Source organism: Pectobacterium peruviense, assembly GCF_002847345.1.
GTDB lineage: Bacteria > Pseudomonadota > Gammaproteobacteria > Enterobacterales > Enterobacteriaceae > Pectobacterium > Pectobacterium peruviense.
Genome location: NZ_LXFV01000026.1, coordinates 10,956 through 27,562 on the forward strand (window position 1 = coordinate 10,956; position 16,607 = coordinate 27,562).

Genomic DNA, 16,607 nt, shown 5'->3' on the forward strand with positions numbered 1-16,607 from the left:
CGCACTACTCTCCTTTCAAAACTTTGGCCGGTTCGACGTAAATCGCCCGCCGGGTAGGAACCACTGCCGCAACCGCCGCGACCAGCAGAGACAGCCCCAGCGTGAGCGGGAACACCGGCAAACGCAGCGAAATAGTCGCGTTGAATACCGCCATCCCCAGCACTTGTGCCAGCAGATAACCCAGCAGCGAACCGCACACCACGGCCGCCAGCGCGATAATGCCGGTTTCAGCCAGCATCTGCCGGATGATGTCTCGTCCACTCGCACCCAGCGCTTTTTGTAGCGCAAACTCGCGCGCGCGTTCGCCAACAATCGCCATCAGCGTGGTGTTCACACACAGTGAAGACAAAACGAGGATCACCGCCGATACCAGCCCCATCAGCCCTTTGATTTTATTCAGCACCTGACCTTCCGACGCCGATACTTTCAGAATCGGGCGGATCTCCAATTGTGGATACTGCTGCTGGAGTTGGGCAGCAAAGCGATCGACCTGACCCAGATCGTTGCTGACGCTGAGCAGCGCATTGCTGATCGCGCCTTCTTTATCCAGCCACTTTTGCGCCAGATCCAGATTCACGATCAGCATGTTGTCTGTCGCATCGCCGGATTCCACAATGCCTTTAATCTGCAAGCGCTGCTTCTCGCCATCGTCCACCAGCGTAATGCTGTCGCCGACTTTGACGTTCAACCGCTCCGCTAGTTTTACCCCGATCATGGCATTACGATCGTCGAAGCTGACGCCAATCCAGTTGCCCGTGACCTGCCAGTACGGTGCCAGTTGGCGTAGCGATTCGAACCACACGCCCATCAGCACCACTTTCTCCAGCTCCGTACGCGCCATGCCATACAGATAAGGACTGGATGCATTGATTAACCCAGCTGGTGCGTTGTCGATAATCGGCTGAAATGTGCTTTGTGGGATCGTATTGCCACGCGCTGGGCCAATGTAGAAATTCGCGCCAAAGGTACGCAGTTCCTGGCTCATCTTGGCATTGATATCAAAATAGACGGCGGACATCGCTGTCACAATCGCCGCCCCTACCGTCAGTGCGGCAAACACCACGCTGACGCGCTGCATACGCAACCGCAGCGCGCGAAAAACCAAACGCCAGAACATACTGTTCATCCAGCTATTAGCGCCCATACAGCACCTCCACCGGATAGAGTTTGGCAATTTTCCGTGCTGGGAACCACGTTCCGATAATAGCGATCAACATCGAGATCACCAGCACGCACGGGATAACGATCCACGCAAAGCTCAAGGGTACGCCAAACAGCATCAGGCCAATCGCTTTCGCCAGCCCCCAGCCTGCGACACAGCCTGCGATGCCGCCCGCCAACCCGCTCAGTGCCGCTTCCAGATAAAACAGCAGCATGATTTGCCACTGGCGTGCACCCAGCGCTTTCATCAGCCCGATTTCTTTGGCGCGTTCCATGATGGTGCTGGTCATCAGCGAGGCAATCCCCATCGCAGAAGCCACCAGCGCCGCAAAAGTCACCACCGCCAATAGCAGTTGAATCTTGTCGATCACCACGCCTTCCGACGCAGCCACCTGCCAAATGGGGCGCACGACCGAACCGGAAATAGCTTCTTCCAACTGGTGCGCAATCGAAGACACATACGCGGTGCAGTACCAGAGGTCATATTCTTCGGCGTTGAGCGCTTCCAGATTCTCACGCGCCCGCCGCGACAGTTCATTTTCTGGCACGGTTAACGCCGACACGCGGATGGCCTGAATTTTACCCGCCAGTCCTAGCAGCGATTGCACTGTTGCCAGCGGCATCACCAGTCGACTTTCTTCATCGCCGCCGCTGCTCAGAATGCCGCTAATTTCTACCGTCGCATCCCCTTTCGATCCGTGCAGCGCGAGTTTATCCCCCACTTTCCAGCCCGTTTGCGTTGCCAGCTGTTTCCCCACCAGCACTTGCGCCACATTTTCCGCTGTCACCGGTTCCTGCGGCCACTGCCCTACCACCTGCCAGTATGGGCTAACGGTCATTTGCCCTGTGCGATAGTCTTCTTCATCCGGTACGGCGACAGGCTGAGAAAAGAACGTACCCAATACGGCAACGGGCTGACCATTGATCTCAACATCACCGCTTAGCAGCGGCGCGAAACCAACAATATTATTGCGCCAGAAGATATCTTTGATGTTCGGCAGCTCGGCTTCATCAAGAAAATCCTGCCCTTCCAGCGGATTACTGCGCTCGCCGAACAGCGTGGGCAGCGCCGCCTGACCCGCGGGTTCAATCAAAATATTCGCGCCGTAGGACTTCAGCTCACGCGCCATCTTGTCACCGATATCGATGGACACTGCCAGCAGCGCGGAGATCAGCCCCGCCGCCAAAAATACGGTCAACACCGCCAGCGATTTGCGCCGAATATTTCTGCGCCAGGACTGACGTAACAGTCGCCACAGCATGATTATTCCTCCTCCGCCGGTTCGCCAGCCGCCGCTTTGGCCGTGGCAAATTTCGCGGGACTTTCGCGGAAGCGGTTATAGTTCGCTTCCGACGAGAAGAAGTAGGTTTTACCGCCGTAGCGATATTTATGCTCTGCGTTCACGTTGGTCAGCTTGGAACCATCAACCGGATCGATCACGTCCATCGATACCACCGTCGAGAAGTAGTTAGTGCCAGCCGCCAGCGAAGCGCGTCCAATCACCAGTTCATTATCGTCGTTGCTCCATCCTTCAATCGGCACCGGATTGCAGCCGCCCGCTTTCCCGATAGAAGGAATGAAAATATGCACGCCGCAGGCGACACAAATCACCTGATTGCCCTCCATCACGTAGCCCTGATCGCCGCACAGCAGACAGGCATCAAACACCACGCCCAGACGCAGACGGTCGGGATAGCGGTTAATGATGAAAAAGCGCACGGCCTTGCCATCATCGGCAATCCAGACGAAGCGATGCAGCTTGCCATCGCGTACCTGCTCAATCGGAATATGCACTTTGCCATCGGCCGCCAGCGTTACCGGCTGGGCTTCCGACAAGCGAGGCGGCTGCGACGCCACCTTGTCCCAATAGAGCTGAGCGAAGACGACAACCAGCAGCGCCGCTACCGTCGCCAGCAGCGTACGGCGCACATTACGATAGCCTGCTGTCGCTTTGCGTTTTTCAATCGCCTCATGCGTGGCCTGCATCTCACGGCGCGCATGCAATAGCGGCCAGACCAAACTGGCGGCTAAAACCGCCATAACCAACGCACTGAGGTAATTCAATAAATAGGCGCTATTGGTGACGTGCGCCACATAGCTCAGGCGCGGTTTGGTTAACCCTAGCGCCTGGAGTTTCATCAATAACAGCAGCAGATTGCCGCTTATGGGCAACAGCAGAAGCACAACCAGCAAAGCCAGCAGCGGCCAACGCAGTAAACGAATGCGGCGCACAATCATGCCGCACAGCGCGGCACAAAACACTAGCCAGCCAAATGCCACTATCACGGCGCTGAAATTCAACAGCAGATCGGTATTCACGACATGCGTGGTCGTCAACGCGGTCAGATTGGGATCGTTGCCCCAATGCACCGCAGCACCGGCCACTAACAGCGCCTGCCACACATAGCCGAGACGCGGATGGGAAAAGCACTGACAGGCAAGAAACAGGATCAAAGCAAGCGCTTGAAGTGCCGTAAACCCAAGCAGAAACGCTTGCCCGTTAGGAAAGTGAACACCAATAAATGTACCGGCACACAGCGCCAGTAGCGTGACCCAGGCCAGCGGCCCGATCGTCGGTGTAGAACGATGACTCCAGTTCAGCCCCAGCAAGAGTGCAATCGGCAGGAAGGATTGGAGTGTCGTGATAAAGAAATAACTCATATATACCCGTCACCTTTCAAGTTGCAGGTGTGTTGGCTTTGTTACTCGGCCCACACATGGGCCTCGCCGCTGCAAACCGCGTTCAAGTTGCAGGTGCGTTGGTTAAGCATGCTGTCTGACGGCATCAGTACACTAACCAGAAAATCACCGCCTCTGCGGGCAGCAATAATGTACCCGCAGAGACGTGAACATGACCGCGACAGTGCATCGCGGACAGAAGACCTTATTCTATGCCGACGTATTTGAAGTCAAAGCTGACATCAAACGGTTTCCACCAGCGGCCTACGCCCGTTTCACCATCGGTGTGACGGTGCATACCGGCTTTTGACGGCGGATCGATGTGGTAAGTCACTTTATAGTTGCCCACGCCCATCATTTTGATGTTCGCGCCGTAGTGTGGGCCATCGCTGGCAACCATCGGCATAAAGGTTCCTTCCTGCTTCGCACCGGTATCCGTGTTGGTCAGGGTGTAAGCAATCGTCAGGAACGGCATCCACTCACCGGCACCGAAACCGTTCTTGTTGCCTTCAGCAGCATGAATATCCGCTTCCAAATGGATGTCCGCTTTAGCAGCAGGCAGCCCCATCCCACGCGGTTCCATGTCGATAGGTTGCAGATAAACGGCCGCAATTTCCATTTCGTTCAGGGAAACAGGCTCACCTGCTGGATATTCTTTAAACGCCAGCGCAGCCGGCGCGGTGAAAATACCGGCAATAACGGCACCCGCAATCAGACTTTTTTGCATATTCATCAAACCCATCCTCATCTCAGTCGTCTCCCCTCACACTTGTGTCGCCAGGCGATTGGGGTTGTTATGGTTATTTTCTGCTCTTATTGCTTTCAGTATTAAATTAATGTCGAATTCATTCTTTATCAGACGGCTGACGCTCTGCGCCGCATCACCCACAGGGCGAGTAACGCTGCGGCAACCAGCACAACTTGTGGGATCAGCGTTTCCACATAAGGATAAATACCCAGCCAGCTGATTTCCGGCACGCTAGTCAACAACGTCGGTTCAAACAGTTTGCCTTCGATCAGTTCCAGTACGCCTTTACCTGCGAACACAAACGCCATCAGGTACATAAAGCAGCCGGTAAACATGAAGAACGGCTTAAGCGGTAATTTGACGATGGTGTAGCGCATCACAAAGTAAGCGATCAGTAAGATCACACAGCCGATGGCAAACCCAGCCAGAATGGAGAGGTGCCCCGCCATATTGTTGGCATCACCCACCAGCGCGTAGTAGAACAACACCGTCTCCGCACCTTCGCGGTACACGGCCAGAAAACTGGTTAGCCACAGACCGATCATGGAACCGCTGCTCAGCGAATGGGACAGTTTGCCTTCCAGATAAGCCTTCCAGTGCCGCGCTTCCACTTTGGACAACAGCCAGTAGCTCATGAAGAACAGCATCACCACGGCGATCAGCATCGTAATGCCTTCCAGCAACTCACGGCTGGCACCCGAATTGGTGAACACAAGTTGGAAAATGACCGCGGTAATCACGCTACACAGCAATGCGACGTAAACCGACTGGCGAATCAGCGACAGCTTGTCCTGCTGATTGTTTTTCACCAGATAGGCCACGATCGCCGCCACAATCAGCAAGGCCTCCAGCCCTTCACGCACAATAATCATCAGGCTGTATATCAACAGGCTCCAGTGCGTTTCACCGCCGTCGCCTAGCATGGCGACCGCCTTCGCCAGTTCCTGCTGCAACGCGTCGGCCTGTCCTTGCAACTGCTCCACAGGCTGTTTGGCATTCATCATGCTCACCAGACGGGTGAAATACCCTTCCAGCGTCGATTTGAACGCCGCATCACGAGAACCGACTTTGTTCTCCATGCCCGTCGCTTCAAACAGATCAAAGTAGGTGTCCTGCACCGCCATGATGGCGGGTTTAATCTGACCCTCGCGATATTGTGCGATAGCGGCGGCAATGGCCTGATTGATATCCTCGGAGACTTTCGCCCAGTTCGCATCCGGCACGGCATCAGTATCGGCATTCGCGGCAGGTGTCGCCGTTGCCTGCTGGCTATCGCGCGTTGTCGGCAACCCCGGTAAGACATCCTCGATATCTTGCAACAGCGTGGTGACCCGATAGGCAACGTCTGTCAGTTGCTCGGGTTGGCTGGCTAACGTAATCAATGCAGAGAATTGTTGATTAATGGAAGCAGCCTGCTGCGCCGAGCGATTCTGCCGGACAGACATTTCCATCTCGGAGTTTTTAAACCCCTGATAGTGCGCCTGCTGCACGCTCTGGCTGGCCTTTTTGTAATCGCCGGCCTGATATTCCGTCACGGCCAGCGCGAGCTGGTCATCGATGATTTTAAAACTCTGTTGCCAGTACGGCGCGATCTCAGCATTGTCGTAGGCACCGTGCTGCTCCTGCGCAACCAGCTTGTGCCCTTCCGACAGCACGGGCAAAACAGCATCCAGTTCACCCTTCAGCCATGAGATTTTTGCCTGCACGTCAGCCTGCGGTTTTCCTTCGCCAATCATGCGGCGAATTTCACCAAAGGTCGCTTCTAGCTGATAGCTTTTTTGCGCGGAGATATTGATGCGGATAGGGCCTTCGAGGTTTTCAAATACCTCAAAATAGGCCATCTGAACTTCAGTGCGGGCGTCATCCGGCTTTTGCTGCTCATAGAGCTGAGCCGTTTTATCCAGCCTGGTTTCGATATCTTGAATGAATGTGGCGTAATCGGTCGCGGCAACTGCCACTGAACAGCTCAACAACCAACACAACAACAGAAGCGTTTTTTGCCAGATAGACATAAGCGTGTGGTGAAGCACAAATGATATTTATTCTTATTATCACTTTGAAGTCGTCATCTGTCTTGATTTACGTCACGAAAAGATAAGCAAGAATGACTTTAGTATGTAACAAATAGTTTCAATCATTTATTTAACGTCAAAAAATCCCATCACCTTCCTATACCCTTGGGAAAATACGGTTTTTGATCGCAAAAACGGCAAAATACCACCGTCAAAACAAAGCAATAATCATGCCTAAATTTAAAATAAATGGCTCTATCTCCAGAGACTACCGTCTTAAAATAGCATTTCTTTACACTACCACAGTCAGATTTACAGAATAAAATGCCATTTTTCCTCTGTAATCCAAGGCATTAGGCAGGTTTCTGTTAACGCTTTTCGCCACTATTTTTGGCCGACAGCCCAATAACTTTCACTCTCTCACCAGATACCAACGAAACTGGCAGACTCCTTTCCGCCCTGTTTGTTATCAGCCTCGTTGGCTATCTCATACCCAACCTTTGTATGCGTTCAACTTCTGTCGCGCATTCAACCCACTACGGATCAGAACTTTTCCCATCCATCACCGTGACGGCCATGTGCTGACAACAGTGGTGTAGTGCTCCGCCCGACAGCGCGATGAACAGGAGCAGCGAGAGCCGGACGAGAGAATGCGATTTGCAAATCGCTATCCGAATCCAGATTGAATACGTCCACTACGGCAGACAGTTCACTGGTTTGTTCATCCAGACGAGCGGCGGCTTCTGCCGATTGCATCACCAATGTCGCGTTCTGCTGTGTGACGCTATCCATTTCGTGCACCGCCTGACTAATCTGCGTAATACCGCGCGTTTGCTCATCCGTTGCCGCCGCAATCTCACCAATCAGATCGTTCACATGCGCGATGGACGCAATAATTGCAGTCATCGCCTCGCCGGATTGCTTTACCTGCCCTGCACCGGTTTCAACCCGTGAAACGGATTCTGCAATCAGCGCCTCGATCTCTTTCGCCGCCTGTGCACTACGTTGCGCCAACGTACGAACCTCACCAGCCACCACGGCAAATCCTCGTCCTTGTTCCCCCGCACGCGCGGCCTCAACAGCCGCATTCAGCGCCAGAATATTGGTCTGGAACGCAATGCTGTTAATCACCGAGGTGATATCGGAAATCTGCCGCGAACTGGCACTGATGCCATCCATCGTTGCCATCACGTTGGTGCTGATATTTCCGCCTTTTTGCGCCATCTCAGCAGCATCTTTTGCCAGTTGGCGTACCTGATGCACATGATCGGTAGTCTGCCGCACCGTGGCGCTAATCTCTTCCATACTGGCAGCCGTCTCCTGCAATGCCGCCGCCTGCTGTTCCGTGCGGCTCGAGAGATTATCGTTGCCATCCTTAATGCTGGACGTCCCGTTGTTGATTTCTGATGTGCTCTGCCGGATGACGGTCACCGTATCACGCAAGCTTTTCTGCAACCGCTTGATATCGGGAATCAACCTCCCCGCACAGTTTTTGCCAAACTCCGCCAGCTCACAGCCTAAGCGGCCTGCCGTTAGCTGTGCCAGATGGGATTTAAGCACTGAAATCGGGATAACCAGATAGTTCCTTAGATAGTATTCCGTGAAAATCAGCACAATGAGGCCAATAACCATCACGGCAATCAACGAATTACGATTTTGGTTATTGTGTTCATTCACACTTGGAATCAACGAGGAAGCGGTAATATTGTCCGAATAGCGTTTGATGTCTTCGCCAAACGTCAGACTAATCGGTGGGTAAACAGAACGGAATATCTGTCGAAATCCTTCATAATCATTACGTTGTAGCGCCGCATTCATCGGATCGATCGCGGTAGCAATCAGGGTAGTCCATGTTTTATTTACCGCATCCACCGTCGCTGACTCAACGCCAACGTGCTCCGCGGCCTGGAATTTCTCTAGCGAATCCTTGGTATTTTTTAGCGCAACCTGTGCCATTTCCAACGTCTTTCTGGCGTTTTCTGGTTCGTTACGCTGCAAATAGTCCATCGTTCTTTCCATGCGAGTGACGGCCCGAAAATATTGATCGGTTCCATAGACCAGATGGGAATACGTTTTTCGCTGAGTCTCACTTTTATCAAGCAAATTGGTGACCTGATAAAGTGAGTAAAGACTGAATCCTGATGCTACTCCCCACGCCACTAGCAGGGAAGCCACTATGACCAGCACCATCATTTTTATGCTGACATTTCTTAGAAATTCCATAATGCACTCCGCGACGTTAAAAAATATTTCCCGCCCGCACTCGCTGTCGGGAAAGTATTTACTTTTTTGCTCATGACGGTGCCGTCCGTCGCATCACGCCCTTTATCCCGCGCGATCTGACAGACGTTCTGGAATTCCCTGATTAATTACCCATTAGATGGGAAGTCGAGCTCAAAAAATTAACGAACAGAATGCGTTATCTTCCTTGAGAGGCCAGTTTCCGTTGTTTTAAACAGCCGATAGGCATGAATGCATCAGCCTAGTCGGTGGCACATAGAGTTAGTATCGTCAAAAACAGTATAGGCATTAACGGATAAAGAGGATGAATACGCTATCACGTTATTTTCCAGACAAATGTCCTATGGAAAAAGGTCGTGACGCTCAAGGCGTTAGGACAATTTGTCACGCGTTGAGCATGACCACGATCAGTAAATTAATTTTCTTTATCGGCGATTATCGAAGGTTAAACAACTGCATCAATGCGCCGCTACAAGAATGCAGTTCTTACGATCCCAAACTCGGCTTTGGAGAAAAATCATGCAGAAAGTGCTTACCGTCTGCCCGTATTGCGGGTCAGGCTGCAAAATTAACCTGCTGGTAGAGAACGGCAAAGTGGTTGGTGCGGAAGGGGCAAATGGCGTCACCAACGAAGGTGAGCTGTGCCTGAAAGGCTACTACGGCTGGGATTTTCTCAACGACACCAAGATTCTCACACCTCGATTGAAACAACCGCTGATCCGCCGTCAGAGAGGTGCGCCCTTTGAAGCAGTCTCCTGGGATGAAGCCATCGGTTTCGCCAGCTCTCGACTGAAAGCCATCAAAGAGAAGTACGGTGCCGAGTCGATTATGCATACGGGATCGTCTCGCGGCCCCGGCAATGAAACCAACTACGTGATGCAGAAATTTGCCCGAGCGGTAACCGGCAATAATAACGTCGACTGCTGCGCCCGACTCTGCCACGGCCCTTCGGTTGCCGGATTACAAGTCACACTGGGCAACGGCGCAATGAGTAATTCCATCTGTGAAATCGAAAAGACCGACTGCATCCTGATTTTTGGCTATAACGCCGCGGACTCTCATCCTATCGTGGCACGCCGGATCCTGAAGGCCAAAGCACGCGGGGCAAAAATCATCGTGTGCGATCCACGCCATATTGAAACCGCACGTATCGCCGATCTGTGGCTACCGTTGAAAAACGGCTCCAACATGGCGCTGGTCAACGCGTTTGCTAACGTGCTGATTAACGAAGGTCGCTACGATAAAGCTTATGTCGCCCGCCATACCGAAGGCTTTGAGGAATTCAGTCAGACCGTCGCAAAATACACGCCCGAGTATGTCGCCGACATTACCGGTTTATCACCAAAATTGATTCGAGACGCGATGCGGATATATGCCGCCGCACCGTCCGCCACCATTCTATGGGGAATGGGCGTGACGCAGTGGGGTCAAGGCGTTGATGTGGTCAAAGGATTGTCCGGTTTAGCACTGCTAACGGGGAATTTGGGGCGTCCGAACGTTGGCGTCGGGCCGGTGCGTGGGCAAAACAATGTACAGGGTGCCTGCGATATGGGCGCGCTGCCCAATATGTTCCCCGGTTATCAAAACGTCACGGATAAGGCGACGCTGACGAAATTTGCCGATGCCTGGGGCGTGCCTGAGCTGTCTGACAAAATTGGCTACTCGCTGACCGACCTTCCACATAAAATAAAAGAAGGGAAAATCAGAGCCAATTACGTAATGGGCGAAGATCCACTGCAAACCGAGCCAGATCTGTCGATGCTGCGCGATGCGTTCAACGAGCTGGAGTTACTGATCGTACAAGACATCTTCATGACCAAAACTGCCGCGATTGCCGATGTCATTTTACCGGCAACATCCTGGGGCGAGCACGAAGGGGTCTATACCGCTGCTGACCGAGGATTCCAACGTTTTTATAAAGCCGTAGAACCGCAGGGCGATGTCAAACCCGACTGGGAAATCATCAGCCTGATGGCGACGGCTCTCGGTTACCCGATGCACTACAACAATACGCAGGAAATCTGGGACGAACTGCGACAACTCTGCCCGCTGTATTACGGCGCGACCTACGAGAAAATGGCCGGACTGGGCTATGTGCCGTGGCCGTGTCCGACAGAAGACAGCCCCGGCACCCCGTGGCTATATGCAGGCAACCACTTCGATCGCCCTAGCGGGAAAGGTCTGCTGCTAACCGCCGAATGGCGACCGCCGATGGAGCTGGTGGATGAAGATTACCCGCTGGTATTGTGCACCGTGCGCGAAGTCGGCCATTACTCCTGCCGTTCCATGACAGGCAACTGCACCGCCCTGCAAACACTGGCCGATGAACCCGGCTACGTACAGGTCAGCCCGCATGACGCTGAACGTTTAGGCATAGACGATCAGCAACTGGTTTGGATCTCATCGCGGCGCGGCAAGGTTATTTCTCGCGTTGCCGTCAGCGAGCGTATCAATAAAGGCGCCGTTTACATGACCTACCAGTGGTGGATCGGTGCCTGCAATGAGCTGACGCTGGATCATCTCGATCCGGTATCCAAAACACCGGAATACAAACACTGTGCCGTTAAGCTGGAAGCCATTGACGATCAGCAAGCAGCGGAGAACTATGTACAGCAGGAATACAGTCAGTTGAAAGATCGCCTGCGTACCACCGCAGAAAACGTCAGCTAATTCCTCTTGCCTAAGCCGTCGCGAATCTTTACGTGGCGGCTTAGGAAATCATGGGGTTTAGAAAATACCTGTTATTTAGAAAGTATCTGTTATTCAGAAAATACACGCCGGTTTAGACAGCGTTTAACTCTCCTCTCCGATAATGTTTTTATTCTCCTATCTCATCTTGTAAATATTTATTAATGAAACCGGATGAATTTCCGTCAATTGCTAATAATTTTCTACGCAGAAATTAAACTTTCACATCTCTGTTTATCTTTTAAAATTATGTTGGTTATCGCTGACCTTCTCATCGTTCAATTGTTTTTTATTCCAATTTAGCGCAATTTGCGTTTCATTTTACAATGCTTTAATTTGTTTTTAACAAAAAGAGCCCCTGTTAGCCGTGATGTTCAAACCATCCGCATTACGCGTAAAGTCATGACCAAACAATCGGTTAAATGGCAGCTGACAGGGATAAAAGGAATATTATTATTGCTCGCATAGAGGTCATTTATGTTACCGATTACCGTTACCTTATCGCGCCCTCATTATCTGTCATTGATTATTCGTATCGACCCCGGAAGTTAACCCTCTCCTTTCATTCGTATTCTCCTGAACGTCTCTGACGTTGGGAAATAGCCAGACCTTATACCTTTCGATATGCGGTTATACCCGTAATACTTCAAGCTATATGTACGTTGGCCGCGTTCCTGCGACTCGAATTATTTGGGGTATATAAAAAATCGCATGGCTTTTTGCACCTTTAATTTGCCATAGAGAAAGGCAGTAAATTATTTGGGAAATAATAAAAAACAGGAGACATATTGTGCTCACTATTCTCGGTTTCTCTATGGTCATCTGCTTTATGTACCTGATCATGACCAAGCGAATGTCTGCGCTTATCGCGCTGATTCTTGTCCCTACGCTGTTTGCGCTAGCCGCAGGTTTCTATCAAGGGCTGGGCGCGATGATGCTGGACGGCATCAAAACACTGGCACCCACTGGCGTTATGCTGACGTTTTCTATTCTCTACTTCGGCATAATGATCGATGCAGGGCTGTTCGATCCGCTAGTGCGCTTCATTCTCCGTTTGGTTAAAGGCGATCCGCTAAAAGTCTTGGTTGGTACCGCCGTATTAACGCTGATGGTCGCGCTGGACGGTGACAGTACCACTACCTATATGATCGCAATTGCCGCCTTTTTGCCGCTCTATCAACGGTTGGGCATGAACGTGCTGGGATTAACCTGTCTGGTTAACATTGCCAGCGGGGTAATGAACCTTTCTCCATGGGGCGGCCCCACGGCGCGCGCCGCTGCCGCATTGCGCGTGGATGCGCTGGACGTATTCCTTCCCATGCTGCCCGCGATTATTTTAGCCAGCCTGACGCTGGTCGGCGTCGCCGTTTTTCTGGGGCTACAGGAGCGTAAACGCTTGGGGATCATTGATATCAGCAATTTCCAGAATGTCTCGATCAATCTGGGTAATGGCAGTGACGAAGAAAGCGATGCTAATCGCCGGCCTAAAATGTTCTGGCCCAATTTTATTCTCACCACCCTACTTTTGGTGTTTCTGGTGATTGGCCTTCTACCCATTCAGGTGCTGTTTATGGCCGGCTTCGCCATCGCCGTCATGCTCAACTACCCGAAGCTGGAAGAACAAAAAGCGCGAATCGGTTCACACGCGGCTAACGTGCTGGCGGTGACATCACTGATTTTCGCCGCTGGGATTTTCACCGGAATTTTGTCCGGTACAGGAATGGTCGATGCGATGGCGAAAAGCCTATTACAGGTAATACCAGAGAGTTTCGGGCCGTACCTTGCCGTATTCACGGCGCTCATTAGCCTGCCCTTTACTTTTTTGATGTCCAACGATGCGTTCTATTTCGGAATCTTACCGGTTATCGCCCAGACAGCGATCAACTACGGTATTACGCCAGAAGAGATCGCCCGTGCCTCGATAGTCGGCCAGCCGTTCCACCTGCTCAGCCCGCTGGTGCCGTCGCTCTATCTGTTGGTCAGTCTGGCAAAAGTGGACATCGGCGATCACCAACGCTTTGCAATCAAATGGGCGATTTTTGTCAGTCTGTCGCTGTTGGTCGGTGGTATTGTCTTCGGTGCGTTTCCGTTCTATCACCAGTGAGTCAGGATTGCTCCGGTCTGGCCGGAGCACACTCAGCTAGCAGGCGATCCTTACTGGCAAGAGCACAACGATATCTCCGTAACACCCTAAACGACATAGCAGGATAGCGATGGCTTTAACTCCCCTACAGACAAGGATTGTCAGGCAGATTGTCGCCTATATTCGCCGTGAGCAACTGCCACTCGGCGCTCACCTGATCGAATCATCGCTGGCGCAGGAGCTGAACGCATCACGCACACCGGTCAAGGCTGCGCTACTATATCTGACAGCAAGAGGTATGCTGCATTACCATCGCAACCGAGGGTTTTACCTCGACCGCCATGCTCATGAACTGGGTCAATTAGTCGCCGAATTAGCCGCCAGCAGCGAAGATCCGCTCTACCAGAAGATTGTCGATATGCGCCTCACACGGCGGTTACCCGAGCAATTTTCAGAAGTGGATCTCATGCGAGAGTGTCAAGTATCCCGCCCCGTGCTGCGTAACGTTCTGACGCGTATTCAACAGGAAGGTTGGCTAGAGTTTCGTACTGGTCAAGGCTGGCGAACCACGCCGATTATCGATTCCGTCGCGGCCTATGAGGAAAGTTTCACCTTCCGCCTGCTGGTTGAGCCAATCAGCCTGCTATCACCGCAGTTCCATATCGATCCGCACACGCTTCACGCCTGCCGTAAACAGCAGGAAGATATTCTTAATGGTGGTTATCTGACGCTCACGCCCCATGAAATGTTCGATGCCAATACGCACTTTCATGAAACGCTGCTCGCCTGTAGCGGCAACCGCTTCGCCCACCATAGTCTACAGCGAATCAATCAATTACGGCGCCTGGTGGAATATCGGCAAGGCAGTCCCGTCTTCAACCCCAAGAGGTTGGAACAGATTGCCGAACATCTGGTCATTCTTGATTGCCTGCAACGGGGAGAGATCGAAAGTGCAGCAGATAGGATGAAAAAACACCTGGAAAAAGCATGCCACGATAAAGTGAGCATTGATCTCTTTCGGTGAAATAACCAACAGCGAGGTCTCAAATCATCAGTAACATATGTTTAAAAAATAAAAAACACCATTTTAAACACCTTAAACGCCCAGGTAGTTACAAACAGAAACACATAGAACAATAATTAAACTCCACATCAACAGCAAAAAAATAAAACCTAGGAAACAAAAAACAAAGTCACGATTTAAATAATTAAAAAATTATTTTCTTCATAAAATGGCATGTATATAAAGTTTTCGTTAATTGTTCTTTTATTTTTACTTAATCTTTAAGTAATTCACCATCTGTTTTATTGATGTATAGCCACATATCATTAGCAACACTACTTCAACACTTTAGCTCATCTGCCTTTACCGCAAAAAAACAAACTAAGATATTGTTTAATAATGAATTAATAAATAACTCACGCTTTACGCGATCTGCGCACCACATCCCCATTTATCATTACAAGCGGTGCGGACATGCATTTTTCGCATGACAAAGATCACAATTACATAACAATCCGTAGAAAAAAAATGTAAAAAGCAAGAATCGTTGTAATATCGGCGGGCAGACACAACACCCCAATAACAGGTTCGGGTGAGGGCTTGGTGTATTCAGGGAAAGCACCAACCATCACGCGGCAATAATATTGTGTTGTCTGAATCAATTCATCAACATGAGGTTTATATGCAAAGGCAGAAGTTACTTGTACAGATAGTCTTGGCTATCGTCCTGGGGATATTAATCGGATGGGCCTGCCATCAGTATCTTGATGGCAGTCGAGCAAAAGAAGTTGCATCTTATTTCAACATGGTTACCGATATTTTCCTGCGCTTGATTAAAATGATCATCGCACCACTGGTCTTCGCTACGCTGGTTTCTGGCCTGGCAAGCATGGGAGGAAACTCCTCTGCCGTTGGCCGTATCGGTATGAAAGCCATGATTTGGTTTGTCAGCGCATCATTTATTTCTCTGCTTATCGGTATGCTCTTCGCGAACCTGTTCCAACCTGGTTCAGGCATGAATCTCGAAATCCCGGTACAGCAGGTTGCGACTGGCCTGAATACAGACGGGTTTACACTTAAGAGTTTCATCAGCCATATCTTCCCGAAAAGTATCGTAGAAGCGATGGCGAACAATGAAATCCTGCAAATTCTGGTTTTCTCTCTGTTCTTCGGCTCCGCACTTGCCTATGTGAAAGGCAAAAACAAACACGCGACCACGATCATTTCCATGATCGAAGAACTGACCAAAGTGATGTTCCGCGTGACCGACTACGTGATGGCGCTGGCACCTATTGCTGTGTTTGCCGCAATCGCTTCCGCGATTACCACACAAGGCCTGGGACTGCTTTACGACTTCGGTAAACTGATCGGTGAGTTCTATCTCGGCTTGGCCGTGCTGTGGGGCGTTCTGTTCCTGGTTGGCTACCTGTTCCTGGGCAAAGCCATCATGACGCTGGCGAAACTGATTCGTGAACCGACCATGCTGGCCTTTGCTACCGCAAGTAGCGAGTCCGCTTACCCGAAAACCATGGAAGCACTGACCAAATTCGGCGTACCGAAAAAAGTCACCAGTTTTGTGCTGCCACTGGGTTACTCGTTCAACCTTGATGGTTCCATGATGTACCAGTCCTTTGCGATTCTGTTTATCGCACAGGCTTACAACATCGACCTAAGCCTCACCCAGCAAATCCTGATCCTGCTGACGCTGATGATCACGAGTAAAGGGATGGCGGGCGTAGCACGTGCCTCTATCGTCGTGGTCGCCGCAACGCTGCCAATGTTCAGCCTGCCGGAAGCCGGTATTCTGCTGATCATCGGTATCGACCAGTTCCTGGATATGGGTCGTACTGCAACTAACGTCATTGGTAACAGCATCTCTACCGCCGTTGTGGCCAGTCTGGAAAAAGACATCCACGATGATGAGGAAGAGGTTACCGATGAGGTCGTCGCCTATAAGGAACCTCAGCAGGCCACGCAAAATAGCTAATGCT

10 protein-coding genes are annotated in these 16,607 nt (G+C 51.3%); 4 read left to right on the forward strand and 6 right to left on the reverse strand.

Annotation, left to right across the window (positions count from 1 at the left end):
• Window positions 1–4 precede the first annotated feature (4 nt).
• The 6 genes from A0G03_RS17515 to A0G03_RS17540 form a co-directional block, all read right to left on the reverse strand.
• On the reverse strand, window positions 5–1,144 hold the full coding sequence (locus tag A0G03_RS17515; RefSeq protein WP_048259442.1) for an ABC transporter permease: 1,140 nt from the start codon (window positions 1,142–1,144) through the stop codon (window positions 5–7).
• A complete protein-coding gene (locus tag A0G03_RS17520) occupies window positions 1,134–2,423 on the reverse strand; it encodes an ABC transporter permease (RefSeq protein ID WP_048259441.1) in 1,290 nt (429 codons plus the stop codon). Before A0G03_RS17520 ends, A0G03_RS17515 begins: the two co-directional genes overlap by 11 nt.
• A gap of 2 nt (window positions 2,424–2,425) precedes the next feature.
• A complete protein-coding gene (locus A0G03_RS17525) occupies window positions 2,426–3,823 on the reverse strand; it encodes a Fe-S-containing protein (protein WP_048259440.1) in 1,398 nt (465 codons plus the stop codon).
• 223 nt (window positions 3,824–4,046) lie between these two features.
• On the reverse strand, window positions 4,047–4,574 hold the full coding sequence (locus tag A0G03_RS17530) for an iron transporter (protein WP_048259467.1): 528 nt from the start codon (window positions 4,572–4,574) through the stop codon (window positions 4,047–4,049).
• 122 nt (window positions 4,575–4,696) lie between these two features.
• Entirely contained in the window at window positions 4,697–6,601 is a 1,905-nt protein-coding gene (locus A0G03_RS17535; protein ID WP_048259439.1) for an FTR1 family iron permease, read from the reverse strand.
• 543 nt (window positions 6,602–7,144) lie between these two features.
• The gene (locus tag A0G03_RS17540) at window positions 7,145–8,824 is read right to left on the reverse strand and encodes a methyl-accepting chemotaxis protein (protein WP_048259438.1); all 1,680 of its coding nucleotides are present in this window, start codon (window positions 8,822–8,824) and stop codon (window positions 7,145–7,147) included.
• A gap of 537 nt (window positions 8,825–9,361) precedes the next feature.
• Between A0G03_RS17540 and fdhF the strand changes: the two genes are divergently transcribed.
• The 4 genes from fdhF (at window position 9,362) to A0G03_RS17560 (ending at window position 16,603) form a co-directional block, all read left to right on the forward strand.
• A complete protein-coding gene (gene fdhF / locus A0G03_RS17545) occupies window positions 9,362–11,512 on the forward strand; it encodes a formate dehydrogenase subunit alpha (RefSeq protein WP_048259437.1) in 2,151 nt (716 codons plus the stop codon).
• A gap of 808 nt (window positions 11,513–12,320) precedes the next feature.
• Window positions 12,321–13,634 carry a CitMHS family transporter gene (locus A0G03_RS17550; protein ID WP_048259436.1) on the forward strand — a complete coding sequence of 438 codons (1,314 nt, stop codon included), beginning with the start codon at window positions 12,321–12,323 and terminating at the stop codon, window positions 13,632–13,634.
• 109 nt (window positions 13,635–13,743) lie between these two features.
• Window positions 13,744–14,637, forward strand: coding sequence for a GntR family transcriptional regulator (locus tag A0G03_RS17555; protein ID WP_048259435.1), 894 nt, complete (start codon window positions 13,744–13,746; stop codon window positions 14,635–14,637).
• A 661-nt stretch (window positions 14,638–15,298) separates the two neighbouring features.
• Window positions 15,299–16,603, forward strand: a complete 1,305-nt coding sequence (locus tag A0G03_RS17560; protein WP_048259434.1) for a dicarboxylate/amino acid:cation symporter — start codon at window positions 15,299–15,301, stop codon at window positions 16,601–16,603.
• Window positions 16,604–16,607 lie beyond the last annotated feature (4 nt).

Coding starts and splice junctions, on each gene's coding strand:
- A0G03_RS17515 (WP_048259442.1), bottom strand. CDS start 1,144: ATGGGCGCTAATAGCTGGATGAACAGTATGTTCTGGCGTTTGGTTTTT.
- A0G03_RS17520 (WP_048259441.1), bottom strand. CDS start 2,423: ATGCTGTGGCGACTGTTACGTCAGTCCTGGCGCAGAAATATTCGGCGC.
- A0G03_RS17525 (WP_048259440.1), bottom strand. CDS start 3,823: ATGAGTTATTTCTTTATCACGACACTCCAATCCTTCCTGCCGATTGCA.
- A0G03_RS17530 (WP_048259467.1), bottom strand. CDS start 4,574: ATGAATATGCAAAAAAGTCTGATTGCGGGTGCCGTTATTGCCGGTATT.
- A0G03_RS17535 (WP_048259439.1), bottom strand. CDS start 6,601: ATGTCTATCTGGCAAAAAACGCTTCTGTTGTTGTGTTGGTTGTTGAGC.
- A0G03_RS17540 (WP_048259438.1), bottom strand. CDS start 8,824: ATGGAATTTCTAAGAAATGTCAGCATAAAAATGATGGTGCTGGTCATA.
- fdhF (WP_048259437.1), top strand. CDS start 9,362: ATGCAGAAAGTGCTTACCGTCTGCCCGTATTGCGGGTCAGGCTGCAAA.
- A0G03_RS17555 (WP_048259435.1), top strand. CDS start 13,744: ATGGCTTTAACTCCCCTACAGACAAGGATTGTCAGGCAGATTGTCGCC.
- A0G03_RS17560 (WP_048259434.1), top strand. CDS start 15,299: ATGCAAAGGCAGAAGTTACTTGTACAGATAGTCTTGGCTATCGTCCTG.